Raw genomic sequence first — 12,046 nt, 5'->3', positions numbered from 1 at the left:
GGATCAGCCCTTGCACTTCTCGGAGCCGGTGACCTCGCAAACGTGGCGCACACCGTTGTAGTCGGCGTCGGTGGCCGGTGCGACACCCCAGATACGTTCATCGGTGATCTTGCATTCGCCGGTGCAGAAACCCTGCCCCACCATGTATTCCGCGTTGGCCTTCTCCGTGAAGATCGTCTTCAGCTTCTGCACCACATCGGTACCCAGCTCGTTGTTCGCGGCGAACAGCGAACCGGCGATGGTCTCCGATTTCCAGACCGTCTTCAACTGTCCCGGTTTCAGATCTCCCTTGTCCACCAGGGTCTTGTCGACCATCGTGTCGAAGGCGAATCCGGCGTCGCAGTCACCGGCGGCGACGGCCAGCGCGGAGGCGTCGTGCCCGCCCGCGTATACCGGCTGAACTCCGGCCGAGAGGTCGGCCTCCGATCCCGAGGCGATCACTTTCGATTCGATCAGGCCGGCGGTGGGATACAGGAATCCGGAGGTCGAACTCGGGTCGACGAAGCACACCTTCTTCCCGCCGAAGTCGGCCAGCGAGGATACGGCCGCGTTGTCGGCCCGGGCGAGGCCGTAGGACCGGTAACCGGGCGCACCACCCTTCTCCTGCACTCCGGCACCCAGCGGCGTGATCTCGGCACCGTTCGCCCCGGCGACCACGTAGGCGAACGGCCCGAAGAACGCCAGATCGACGTTGCCGGCGATCATGCCCTCGACCACGCCCGCGTAGTCGGAAGCCTGGACGAATTCGACCTCGGCACCGGTTTCCTTCTCCAGCAGCGCGATCAACGGGTCGTAGCTGGCCGACAGATCGGTGGAGTTCTCCGCCGGAATCGCGGCGAGGGTCAATTTCTCGGGGAAGCCCTGTTCGTTCCGGGCGCCGGGATCGTCGGAGCCGGAACAGGCGGAGAGGGTGAGAGCCAGGCCGGCGAGTGCGGCGACCGCGGCGTGACGGCGACGGAAGAACATGGGGCGTCCTCGGGGAGAGTGTGGAACGGATCAGGCGGACAAGAGCAGGGCGGGCAGATCGGCGACGGAGTCGAGTACGTGGGTGGCTCCGGCTTCGCGCAGGGTGGCGGCATCGTGTGCGCCGGTGCGGGTTCCGGCCACAACAGCCGCGCCGGCCCGCAGCCCGGAGGTGATGTCGCTGGAGGTGTCGCCGACGACGGCGACGTGGCGGACATCGTCGGTTCCGGTGCGCAACAGTGCGGTCAATACCAGGTCGGGGTAGGGGCGGCCTCGGCCGGCGTCGGCCGGGGCGAGGGCCAGATCGGCGATATCGGTCCAGCCCAGGGCGACGAGGATGCGCTGCTGAGTGGCGGGGCTGAAACCGGTGGTCAGCACGACCTTGATCCCGGCCTCGCGTAGTTGCGTGATGGCCTTCTCGGCGCCGCGGATCGGCGCGATCCCACCTTCGTCGACGTGGCGTTCGTAGGCGGCCTCGAATGCGGAGTTGGCCCGGGTGGCGCGTTCGCCGGTGCCGAACAGGGTGCCGAACACCGCGATCTTGGACTGGCCCATGGTGTCGAGTACGTACTTGCGGGCCGCATCGCGTTCGGGGCCTGTTCCGGGCATACCGACCGCGGTGGCGGCGGCGTCGAAGGCGCGGATGACCGCGCCGTCGTCGGCCACCGTGGTTCCGGCCATATCCATTACCACCAGGGTGATATCGCTGTTGTCCTGCACAGGACAGAGCATGCCTCCTGGTATAGACCAGGGGGAAGGACGTCCGGGCGAACCCTTGGTTAACAGCTGGTATAGACCAGCATCGCGGTAGGGTTGGGCTGTGTCGTCGACGGTCGAACCTCGGGTTCTCAAACATCAGATCGTGCGCGCGAGTATCGAGGAACTGCTCGACGGGCTGGCGGTGGGAGCCACCGTCCCCTCCGAGCGCGATCTCGCCGTGCGGTTCGACGTCGCCCGCGAGACGGTGCGGCAGGCGCTGCGCGAACTCCTGGTCGCGGGGCGAATCGAACGGCAGGGCAGAACGACTCTGGTCGCCGGCCCGAAACTCGTGCTACCACTGGCCCTGGGTTCCTACACCGAGGCCGCGCGATCGGAAGGCCGCAGCGCCACCCGAATACTCGTCGGCTGGTCCCGGCAGAGCGCCGAACCCGAATTGGCGGCGATGCTCGCTATCGAACCGGGCGATCCGGTGATCCAGCTCGAACGCGTACTCACCACCGACGGCGTCCGGCTCGGCCTGGAGACCACCCGCCTGCCCGCCTACCGCTATCCGGGCCTGATCGAGTCCTTCGACTACACCCGGTCGCTCTACGCCGAAATCGCCGATCGTGGAATCGTTTTCGCCGAAGCCGTCGACAGTATCGAGACAACCCTGCCCGACGCGCGCGAGGCCGCTCTCCTCACCGTCGACACCCGCACCCCGATGTTCCTGCTCAAACGCGTCTCCTACGACCCCGGCCGGACCCCCATCGAACATCGCCGGTCCCTCTATCGTGGCGACCGGATGACCTTCACCGCCATCCAGACCCCCTGAGGGCACCGGCCACGCTCGGCCGAGCCGTATCCATCGTTACGTCTATGTAGTTACTCCCCTGCGGTTTCCGCGCGCCATCGATGTTCACGACCGAAGCGTTGATAGCTTTCGCGCATGATCCCGACAAGAGTATTCGGCGGCTCGCTGTCACTCGTCGCCGTGATCGCCGGCCTACTCGTCGCGACCCACTCCGCGGCGACGCCCGCTGTCGAGCTGACCAGTGCCGAACCGCTGCGGCGAGGCCCCGCGAGCATCGCCAACGGATTCCCCGGTGGCAACTTCGCCCTGCGCAACGAGGAATCGCGACTCTGCCTGGCCAGCGAACCCGGCCGCTACTACGAATACGACGGCACCTGGCGGCAGCGGGAGTACAACGGCCCCAGCGACCGGGCGAGCGTGATCACCGACCCCGGCCTGGGCATGCTCGGCTGCAACGGATCCACCCGGCAGCGCTGGTTCTTCGATTCCAGCGGTGCGAGCACGACCTCCGGCGTGCACAACCACCTGCTCAACGCCGTCCCAGAGGACACCCGCGGATATTTCGCCCTGTCCTACGGCAATATCCCCGCACAGGGCGGAATCGATGCGCGACTGGTCGATTCGCGATCGTCGCTCGCGGCGCGGTGGAAGATCGAGGACGGTTACCTCTTCGAGGAGGGCTATCCGAAATCGGTGCTCACCTACGTCCCGGCCGCCCGCTCCCTGAAGATGGCCCCGCGCGGCGGCCCGTACCAGCGTTGGCGCCTGCAGCCGGCCCCCTGACCCGGCGCCGCGCTCGGCCACGAACAGCCCTTGACGAACCGGCCCCGAGCTACACGCTGTTCCATTCGCTCCAGACCGGAGGCGGGCCGATGAAGTACACCCCGAACTCCTCCAGGAAGTCGGAGTTGTCCTCGTCGTGGCGGACCTCCGCCGCGCCGACACCCTGGAAGTATCCTTCCAACGCACCCGGGGTGTTGCCGACGAGGACCTCCGCGGTCTCGGTGATGGTCTGAAAGGTGTGTGGAACATTACGGGGCCCGAATACGAACGCGCCCGGATCGGCTTCCTGCACAGCACAATCGGCCAAGGTGGTGCCGCCCAGCCAGAACCGGGCCCGGCCCGAGGTCACGACCCAGAACTCGTCCTCGCGGGTGTGATAGTGCAGTGGCGGGGCCGAGTCCTTGTCGATGGTCAATCGCATCACCGTCAACCCGCCGGCGGCGTCCTTCTCGGTGAGTGTCTGCTCGAAAGAACTGTTGTAGTAACCGTAGGTCGGCTGCGTCCACGGATTGCGCACGCCGCCGCGACCGAGATCGGCCATGGCAGAGCCTTCTTTCGCATTGCGCCAGAGCGAGTTTCGCTGACAGTTCGACTGTAGCTCGATGATCGCCCGTGGGTGCGGAAAGCCGGGACCGCCCGGTCGGTCAGAGACTGCCCGACATCCTGCCGTACACCACCAGTAGCAGCAGATTCACTACACAGATACCGAGCAGCGCGAGCCACTGCCGGCGCGGCCGGTCGGTACGCATCGCTCGGAACGACGCTGCGAAGCCCAGACTTCCGGCCACGCAATACCCGGCAGTCCATCCGAAGCCATTCGCGGTCAGGCCCATCACGACCGTGACCGACGACAGGACCAGAGCCGCGACCGTCAACTCGTTACGCAGTAGACCCTCGTCCAGCGACGCACCGAGCCGTTCGATCACGGCCCCTACGCCACCCGGACGTCGTGCGCGGTGAATATCCCCCATGAAGCCACACCCTTCCGCCTGCTGCCGCGCTTCACGCGGCAGGTCTGGGTCTTCCGTCCGGTCCGGAATCCGAGCAATCGCCGCGATCGAAACCCACGGCGGGTACGCCGCCCATCAGAGCACCGGGCAGACGGAGCCGAGGTTCAGGCCGGAACCGACCTCCACCTGGAGCGACTGTTCACTGCCGATGTTCACGGCGTGCAGGTTGTGGGTGCCGGGAGTTTCCGGTGTCCACTCCGCGGTGACCTGCCCCGAATCTCCGACGAGGATCGCACCGGGCGGATCGAAGGAACCCTTCTGGCTGTCGTAGAAACTGACGTATTCACCGGGCGCCGCGGTGGCGGACGCGGTGTAGGTGCAGTGCGTGCCGTAGGGCGCCGGGGAACTGCCGGTGCCGCTCCCCGGCGCCAGTTCGAATTCGGTGATCGCGGCGGGCGCCGCGGGAGCGGCGAACACCAGCGCGGCCGCCAGCGCAGCGAGCGCCGTGGCCGCGGTCGGAACGGTGCGGTGAGAACAGAGCATCGACGACCCTTTCGGTGACAGCGGATCGAGCGGAACCGAGATGACACCGGCCGAGCACGTTCGACCGGATCGAACACAATGCCGAGATACGGGGTTTCGGCGATCTGCGACCGCCCGCGCAACGCCTTCATCAGGCTACTCGTCCGGACGCCCCACTTCGGCACTTCCGGCCGTTTCCGGACTACCGGAGTGGCGTGACCGGCCGGCGTAACCACCGGCACCGCATCATTTCCGCCGTGTCCGCGACCGGCGCACGCCCCCGCGCTACCGTCTGGGCATGAGCTCTTCGCACTGGACCGCGGCCGATCTGCCCGCCTTCGACGGCCGCACCGTGATCGTCACCGGCGCCAACAGCGGAGTCGGATTCGGTACCGCCACCCTGCTGGCCCGGGCCGGAGCGCATGTGGTGCTCGCGGTCCGCGATATCGACCGCGGGAACGCGGCCGCGCACCGGATCGGCGGTAGCAACGAGGTACGGCGCCTCGACCTCGCCGACCAGGAGTCGATCCGCGAATTCGCCGGCGCGTGGCAAGGTGACATCTCGATTCTGGTGAACAATGCCGGGGTGGCGATGGTGCCGGAAGGCCGCACGAAAGACGGCTTCGAAATGCAGTTCGGGACCAACCATCTCGGCCATTTCGCGCTCACCAATCGGCTGCTCCCCCATATCACCGATCGAATCGTGAATCTGGCCTCCGGCGCGCATCGCGTAGGCGTCATAGATTTCGACGATCTCGACTGTTCGGCGAGCGGCTACGGTCCGGTGAAGGCCTACGGCCGATCGAAACTCGCGAACCTGCTGTTCACTCTCGAACTCGAGCGCCGGCTCCGGCAGGCCGGTTCGGCTGTTCGTTCGACCGCGGCCCATCCGGGTTACGCGGCAACCGAACTCGGCACCGCGAACCGCAACAAGTTCCTGGTCGGCATCGTGCACCTGGCGGGTCGCTATCTCGCCCAGGCCCCGGAACAGGCTGCCCTGACCACTTTGTTCGCCGCGACGCAGGACCTGCCGGGCGCGAGTTACGTCGGGCCCGACGGCCGCGGGGAGATGCACGGCTACCCGACACTGGTCGGCAGATCGGCCCGGGCCAGCGATGTGGCGGCGGCACAGCGGCTCTGGGAGGTCTCCGAGGAACTCACCGGCGTCCGCTTCGGTCTGTCCTGATCGGACCGCGCGACGCGCCGGATCCGCCGGGTCCGGGCGGTGCCGGGCACCCGCGAAATAATCGCGGTATCGACGATCACCGTGCGGGGCCGGTCCGCACGGGATCCCCGGACCTGGCACAAGGAGGCTTCCGATGTCGTTCACCGAGGAAGAGGTCACCTATCTGCGTTCCCAGCCGCTCGCGCGAGTGGCCACCGTGGGACCGGACGGGCAGCCCGACGTGGCGCCGGTCGGTTACGAGTTCGACGGCACCCATATCTACATCGGCGGCCACGACCCGGTGCGGACCAGGAAGTACCGCAATGTCGAACGCGGCAATTCGAAGGTCGCGGTGGTCATCGACGATCTCGTCTCCACGAATCCGTGGACCCCGCGATACCTGCGCGTATACGGGACCGCCGAACTCGTCCGGCGCGAGGGGCAGTTCGGGCCGGCACCCTATCTCCGGATAACCCCCACCGTCTCCTGGAGTTTCAATCTGGCCGGGCAGGCCTTCTCCCCGGGAGATGTACAGGTACGGCGGACCGTGCACACATCCACCTGACCGGCGCACCCGGGCCTGCGATTCCCGGGCGGCCCGGCCGCACCGTGGGCGGCTGTGCGTCGACCCCCTGGACCAGGACCGCGAAAACCGGTTCCGGCGGCAACGCTCGTTCGCCGGCTCCGCACCGGACGCTCACTCCCGTGGCGTCCGCCGCAGCACCCTGAGATAGGCCGCCGCGGCGACCCGCTGAGCCAGTACAGCCAACGGCCCGGCGAGCCGGGTGTACCAGGTCGCGGGACGGGAGAACGCGGTGATCACGCCGTACACGGCGCCGGTTTCCCGGTCGTATTCGACGGCGAAGAGCTCTTCGCCGCTCTCCGGGTGCCCCGGCAATGTGCCGTAGGCGAATCCGATCCGATCGGGCTCGCGCAGCACATAAGCGATCCGGCACGGCGCACGCAGACCGAACCGGCCGACCCCGAGCAGGACGGTGACCTCGGCACCCGGCTCGGCCACCGGGGTCTGCGTTTCCCGGAGAATGCCCAGCCCACGCTGGATCCGGTAGCCGAGCACCGCCGCACCGAGTCGATCGAATTCATCCGCACCACTGCCGATCCGACGACGCACCCGGAGATGCTGGTAGCCCGGTGGCAGTTCGCCACGGGTGGCGCCCACCTCTGCATAGGTGAATGAGGGCAGATCGTTCATACAACCGATCCTCGCCGCCGCACCGTCGGGTGGCGAGTTCCGGAGCGAAATACGCCGTCGCGAGAATTCGCTTCGTATCAGCCGGACTCCCGGACAACCGCTGCGAAGGCCCGAGCAGCCGCGGAGTGGTAGGCGGTACCGCGCCGCAGGAGTTCCACCGTCCGGGTGGGCAGCGCCGGGGTCAGCGCCACCGGCCGCAGGCCGGGGCGGTCCCGCGCGATCGCGTCCGGGAGGACGGTGGCCAGTGATCCGAGGCCCACCACCTCCAGGAGGGCACTGACGGAATTGGCTTCGACCACGATCCGCGGGACGATCCCGCATTCGGCGAAATACCCGTCGATATGCAACCGGGTCGCGAAATCGCCGGTGAGCAGGCCCAGCGGCTCGCCCGCGAGCCGGTCCACCGGCAGCGGCGGTGCGACGGCCGCCAGCCGGTGGTGTTCACCGACGACGAGCGCGAGCTCCTCGGTGAACAACGCGGTGCGCTCGATTCCGGTGGTGTGGCTGCCAGCGAATGCGATACCGAGGTCCACCCGGTCGGCCAGCAGGTCGGCCTCGATCCGGTCCTGGGTAGTTTCGCGGACGATGAGCGTAATCCCCGGGTGCGCGGACCGGAACCGGTGCACGAGTGGTCCGACCAGGTAATCGGTGAAGGTGGGGGTCGTCGCGATCCGTAACCGGCCGCGGGACAGATCCTGTACATCGTGGACCGCGCGTTCGGCGGCGTCCAGGTCCAGCAATGCGAGCCGCGCATGGTGGGTGTACGCCGCCCCGGCGTCGGTGAGCCGTACCCGGCGGCCCGAGCGGTCCAGCAACGGCACGCCCAGCGACCGCTCGAGTTGTTTGATCTGCTGCGACAGCGTCGGCTGCGAGATGTGCAGGGTTTCGGCGGCACGGGTGAAGTTGCCGTGGTCGACGACCGCGAGCAGGTACCTGAGGTGGCGCAACTCCATCGAGCAACTATAGGCCCCACCTATGAACTCGATGAGAACTATCTCTTGGACACTATCGCCGCAGTTCGGCATCGTGGAATTCGACCGATCTGCCAGGAGGACCCCATCATGCGCACCGTTCGCTCCGGCGCGGCACTGTGCGCCGCGCTCGCCACGCTCGCCCTCGGCGCCGGTTGCACGGCGGATCGATCGTCGTCCACCGAGCAGCAGGCGACCACCGTGGTAGCGCCGCCGGTCATCGAGACGACACCACATCCGGCAACCGTCGACCCGGCGCTCGCCGGACAGTTGGCGAGTGCGGCCGCGAACAACGACGCCGCGCGCGTCCGGGAACTCATCGCGCGAGGGGCCGACCTGGAGGCCCGTGGCGAGTCGGGCCGCACCCCGCTGGTCGCCGCCACCAAGAATCGGGCGACCGCGGCCGCGGCGGCCCTGATCGACGCGGGCGCCGATGTCGACGCGAAGGACGACCTCGAAGACTCGGCCTATCTGTATGCCGGAGCCGAAGGCCTCGACGACATCCTCGAACTGACGCTCACCCACGGCGCGGACCTGCGCAGCCTGAACCGCTACGGAGGAACCGCGCTCATCCCGGCCGCCGAACACGGCCACGTCGGCACCGTGCGGCGGCTGATCGATGCCGGTGTCGACGTCGACCACGTCAACGAGTCGGGCTGGACCGCGCTACACGAGGCGATCGTGTACGGCGACGGATCGACGCGCTACCAGCAGGTCGTCACCGCGCTGCTCGGTGCGGGCGCGGACCCGTCCATCCAGGACAGTTCCGGCCGGACCGCCTCGGACAATGCGCGGCGCCTGGGCCAGTCGGCTGTCGTCGCGATCCTGCGCGAGCACCGGACCGACCGGCCGACCGACGAACAGGAACGCTGAGCCGCCCGTACCCGGCGCCCACCGCACCGATTGCGACCGGTGCCACATTCCCCGACCGCATCATGACCCGGAAAAGGACGGCCCCTGTGTACAACAACCTCCGCAATTCACTGATCCTGGCGGCCCGAGCCGGTATCGGCATCGTGTTCCTGGCGCACGGATGGCAGAAGTTCTTCACCAACGGCCTCCCCTCGACCCAGCGGGGGTTCGAATCGATGGGTGCTCCGCTCCCGGATATCGCCGCGATCGTCGCCGCCGTCATCGAACTGGCCGGTGGTGCCGGCCTGATACTCGGTGCGATCACTCCGATCTGGGCGATCCTGCTCTTCGCCGACATGGCCGGCGCCTACCTGATCGCGCATATGGGCAACGGCATGTTCGTGAGCGGCGGGGGCGCCGAACTGGTCGTCGGGCTCGGGGCGGGGACCCTGTTGTTACTGGTCACCGGTGCGGGCAGGTTCAGTGTGGACGGGTTGCTGGGAGACCGGGTCCCGGGGAACAGGGGCGTCTCTACGCTGCCTGTCTGAACGATAAGTCCGAACGCCGGACACTGCGAGTCATCCCGCCGGGCGTGCCGATCCGGAATGTCGGTGTCGCCCGGACCACGTGCCCGCTCGCGCACCCCGTGGCGGATGGCCGGATCGGTGTCCTCGACCCGGACGGAAACTACGGATGTGGCCCGAGCAGCGGAAGGTTACGGTCATCCCGACCACCTGAGCTGGAACGCGGCATTCGCCCAGCGGAGCCACGGTGGCGTCGGTCGAAAGGTACGAGAAGATGTGGTCGACGTTGTCCGACGGCAGCGATGTCAGCGGAGGCGCCACGGTGAATCCGCTCGGCGCATGGGCGAATCCCGCCGATGTGCCCGTACGCGAGAACCTGCGCACCCGCACCAGGTACGAGGCTCCGCAACTCGACGGACCGCTGCGGCTGAACACCAATGAGAGCCCGTATCCGCCGTCGCCGGCACTGGTGGACGACATAGTCGAACGGGTGCGTGCCGCGGCCGCCGACCTGCACCGCTATCCCGATCGCGAGGCCACCGCGCTGCGGGCCGATCTGGCCGGGTATCTCGGCCGGATCACCGGAACCACCGTGAGTCCGGCCAATATCTGGCCCGCCAACGGATCCAGCGAAGTTCTCCAGCAACTGCTCCTGGTGTTCGGCGGCCACGGTCGTCGCGCGCTGGGTTTCAGTCCGTCGTATTCGCTGTACCGGATCGTCGCGGAACACCTGAGCACCGAATGGATCGAGATCCCGTGCGCGGCCGACCTCTCCCTGGACGCCGCGGACGCCGAAGCCGCGATCGTCGGGCACCGGCCCGATATCGTCTTCCTGACCGCCCCGCACAGTCCCGGCGGTTCGCATACGACCATCGACGAGATCGAGCGGATCGTACGAGTCACCCCCGGAATCGTCGTCGTGGACGAGGCCTACGGTGAGTTCTCCGCCGCGCCCAGCGCGATCGAACTGATCGACCGCTTCCCGACGAAGGTGGTGGTGACCCGGACCCTGAGCAAGGCGTTCGGCCTGGCGGGCGCCCGGGTCGGCTATCTCGTCGCGTCTCCGGCGATCCTGGATGCCGTGCGAGTGGTGCGGCTGCCCTACCATCTGTCCACCGTCGACCAGGTGATCGCACGCGCCGCGCTCGCGCACTCCGCGGAGGTCCTCGGCAATATCGCGGCGGTCGTCCGGGAGCGGGAGCGCGTCCGGACCACATTGCGCGATCTCGGTTACGAGGTATTCCCCAGTGCGGGAAATTTCCTGCTGTTCGGCAGATTCGCCCATGCGCCCCGGGCGTGGGTGCATTTCCTCGACCACAACGTGCTGATCCGAGATGTGGGCACACCCCATCACCTGCGGGTAACCATCGGAACCGGCGCCGAGAACGACCGTTTCCTCGAGGTGTGCGCGGATATCCGCGACCGGCGGCCTCATCTGGTCGACCGCTCGGCTCCGCTGCTGGACGATTACCCAGAGATGGACGGAACCGCGTCGGGAGGGTAGCCGGCGGCGCCCCGGACGCTTCGGCGTACCTGATGCCCACACCGCTGCGCGATTACCTGCCCCCGCGATGCCCGGGCGCGCTCCAGAGGCCGAAGCCGGACCACCCGTAGGAGAGCCGGTTGCGGGGAACCGGTCCGCATGACGGTGCGTCAGATCCTGTGAAAGAGCAGTTCGGTCGGCTGTAGTCCGGCGAGTTCCGCTCGGCAGAGTTCCGACGACCAGAAATGGAACGGTGAGCAGAATGATCGGATCGGCGTCCGCGCAAACCCATGCCAGTACAGGCACTGCACACCTGGGAAGTGTGATCTCGGAGCGCCGCATCCTGTTGCGGCTCAGTCAAGAGGAGCTGGCCGAGCGGGCTCGGATCAGTGTTCGGGCATTGCGTGATATCGAGCGGGGAAAGACACGCTTCCCGCATCCGGAATCGGTCCGGAGGCTGGCGACCGCGCTGGGTATGGATCCTGATCAAGGTCGTGTGCTGCTGCAATCGTTACCGCGGAGACTACGGCGAGACCTACTGGATGAACCGAAGCTGCCGGATATTCTGCCGGGCTCACAGCCTGGCATATAGCTGTTCGGAATCATAAATTCGGGCTGCTCACCCATTTTCGACGGGGAGCGGATCAATTCGAGGAGAAATGATGGTTTCGAGAAAAGCTCGGATGATGGTCGGACTGGTTTCGGTCGCCGTGGCGGGGGCCGGGATCCTGGCACCGTCCGCGGGTGCGACCGGTAACCAGGAACCGACCGCTCGAACAGTCCAGCCGACTCCGCTGCTGTCTGCCGACCTGCCTGCTTCCGGCACGGTTGTGAGCGGCCGTGAGGAATGGCTCGCCGATGTCGCCGGTGACGCTCTGGCCAATACCGCCGGTGCGGTCGCCGGTGGTCTGGTCGGCGGAATGGTGGCGAAGGCGAGCCAGACCAAAGGCGGCACGGTCGTCGCCGAGCCCGGCAGTTCGTCGGAAGCTCAGTTCGACGCGCCTGTTCATCAGTAGAAATTGAGCGAGTGACGTGGCGGCACATGCATCGCCGCCACGTCACGGCCGAAGCGGGTGGGAATGAAGCAATCAGACGTCGAGAGCCGCT

General features: G+C 67.4%; 16 protein-coding genes. 9 read left to right on the top strand and 7 right to left on the bottom strand.

What is annotated here, in order from left to right:
- Window positions 1-3 precede the first annotated feature (3 nt).
- Both ACWCPQ_RS13700 and ACWCPQ_RS13695 read right to left on the bottom strand, forming a co-directional pair.
- On the bottom strand, window positions 4-966 hold the full coding sequence (locus ACWCPQ_RS13700; protein ID WP_449898200.1) for a phosphate/phosphite/phosphonate ABC transporter substrate-binding protein: 963 nt from the start codon (window positions 964-966) through the stop codon (window positions 4-6).
- 30 nt (window positions 967-996) lie between these two features.
- Window positions 997-1,695 (bottom strand): phosphonatase-like hydrolase, encoded by a 699-nt coding sequence (locus ACWCPQ_RS13695; RefSeq protein ID WP_449898198.1) that lies wholly within the window; start codon window positions 1,693-1,695, stop codon window positions 997-999.
- An 88-nt stretch (window positions 1,696-1,783) separates the two neighbouring features.
- On the opposite strand from ACWCPQ_RS13695, the gene ACWCPQ_RS13690 reads away from it, so the two are divergent.
- Together ACWCPQ_RS13690 and ACWCPQ_RS13685 are read left to right on the top strand one after the other, a co-directional pair.
- Window positions 1,784-2,497, top strand: coding sequence for a GntR family transcriptional regulator (locus tag ACWCPQ_RS13690; protein ID WP_449898196.1), 714 nt, complete (start codon window positions 1,784-1,786; stop codon window positions 2,495-2,497).
- A 114-nt stretch (window positions 2,498-2,611) separates the two neighbouring features.
- Window positions 2,612-3,259, top strand: coding sequence for a hypothetical protein (locus ACWCPQ_RS13685; RefSeq protein WP_449898194.1), 648 nt, complete (start codon window positions 2,612-2,614; stop codon window positions 3,257-3,259).
- Window positions 3,260-3,308: 49 nt separating this feature from the next.
- Here the strand turns inward: ACWCPQ_RS13685 and ACWCPQ_RS13680 are convergent, their stop codons facing one another.
- The 3 genes from ACWCPQ_RS13680 to ACWCPQ_RS13670 form a co-directional block, all read right to left on the bottom strand.
- Complete coding sequence (locus tag ACWCPQ_RS13680) at window positions 3,309-3,800, bottom strand: cupin domain-containing protein (RefSeq protein WP_449898192.1); 492 nt, start codon at window positions 3,798-3,800, stop codon at window positions 3,309-3,311.
- 103 nt (window positions 3,801-3,903) lie between these two features.
- Window positions 3,904-4,230 carry a hypothetical protein gene (locus tag ACWCPQ_RS13675; RefSeq protein WP_449898189.1) on the bottom strand — a complete coding sequence of 109 codons (327 nt, stop codon included), beginning with the start codon at window positions 4,228-4,230 and terminating at the stop codon, window positions 3,904-3,906.
- 114 nt (window positions 4,231-4,344) lie between these two features.
- Complete coding sequence (locus ACWCPQ_RS13670; protein ID WP_449898187.1) at window positions 4,345-4,752, bottom strand: Ig-like domain-containing protein; 408 nt, start codon at window positions 4,750-4,752, stop codon at window positions 4,345-4,347.
- Window positions 4,753-5,023: 271 nt separating this feature from the next.
- Here ACWCPQ_RS13670 and ACWCPQ_RS13665 point away from each other — a divergent pair, with 271 nt between their 5' ends.
- Both ACWCPQ_RS13665 and ACWCPQ_RS13660 read left to right on the top strand, forming a co-directional pair.
- Window positions 5,024-5,917 carry an oxidoreductase gene (locus ACWCPQ_RS13665; RefSeq protein WP_449898435.1) on the top strand — a complete coding sequence of 298 codons (894 nt, stop codon included), beginning with the start codon at window positions 5,024-5,026 and terminating at the stop codon, window positions 5,915-5,917.
- 133 nt (window positions 5,918-6,050) lie between these two features.
- A complete protein-coding gene (locus ACWCPQ_RS13660) occupies window positions 6,051-6,461 on the top strand; it encodes a PPOX class F420-dependent oxidoreductase (RefSeq protein ID WP_449898184.1) in 411 nt (136 codons plus the stop codon).
- Between the two features lie 132 nt (window positions 6,462-6,593).
- Here the strand turns inward: ACWCPQ_RS13660 and ACWCPQ_RS13655 are convergent, their stop codons facing one another.
- Together ACWCPQ_RS13655 and cynR are read right to left on the bottom strand one after the other, a co-directional pair.
- Complete coding sequence (locus ACWCPQ_RS13655; protein WP_449898181.1) at window positions 6,594-7,109, bottom strand: DUF1990 family protein; 516 nt, start codon at window positions 7,107-7,109, stop codon at window positions 6,594-6,596.
- Window positions 7,110-7,186: 77 nt separating this feature from the next.
- Window positions 7,187-8,062, bottom strand: coding sequence for a transcriptional regulator CynR (gene cynR / locus ACWCPQ_RS13650; RefSeq protein WP_449898179.1), 876 nt, complete (start codon window positions 8,060-8,062; stop codon window positions 7,187-7,189).
- Window positions 8,063-8,170: 108 nt separating this feature from the next.
- Between cynR and ACWCPQ_RS13645 the strand changes: the two genes are divergently transcribed.
- The 5 genes from ACWCPQ_RS13645 (at window position 8,171) to ACWCPQ_RS13625 (ending at window position 11,955) form a co-directional block, all read left to right on the top strand.
- Window positions 8,171-8,953 carry an ankyrin repeat domain-containing protein gene (locus ACWCPQ_RS13645; RefSeq protein ID WP_449898176.1) on the top strand — a complete coding sequence of 261 codons (783 nt, stop codon included), beginning with the start codon at window positions 8,171-8,173 and terminating at the stop codon, window positions 8,951-8,953.
- An 86-nt stretch (window positions 8,954-9,039) separates the two neighbouring features.
- Window positions 9,040-9,480: a DoxX family protein gene (locus ACWCPQ_RS13640; protein WP_449898174.1), complete on the top strand. Its 441-nt coding sequence runs from the start codon at window positions 9,040-9,042 to the stop codon at window positions 9,478-9,480.
- A gap of 250 nt (window positions 9,481-9,730) precedes the next feature.
- Window positions 9,731-10,960 (top strand): histidinol-phosphate transaminase, encoded by a 1,230-nt coding sequence (locus ACWCPQ_RS13635; RefSeq protein WP_449898432.1) that lies wholly within the window; start codon window positions 9,731-9,733, stop codon window positions 10,958-10,960.
- Window positions 10,961-11,201: 241 nt separating this feature from the next.
- Window positions 11,202-11,531, top strand: a complete 330-nt coding sequence (locus tag ACWCPQ_RS13630) for a helix-turn-helix domain-containing protein (RefSeq protein WP_449898430.1) — start codon at window positions 11,202-11,204, stop codon at window positions 11,529-11,531.
- A gap of 70 nt (window positions 11,532-11,601) precedes the next feature.
- Window positions 11,602-11,955, top strand: coding sequence for a hypothetical protein (locus ACWCPQ_RS13625; RefSeq protein WP_449898172.1), 354 nt, complete (start codon window positions 11,602-11,604; stop codon window positions 11,953-11,955).
- The last annotated feature ends 91 nt before the right edge of the window (window positions 11,956-12,046 follow it).

The organism is Nocardia sp. NPDC001965 (assembly GCF_053594175.1).
Note: the sequence above shows the minus strand (reverse complement) of the source record. Positions and strands in the feature narration are given on the sequence as shown.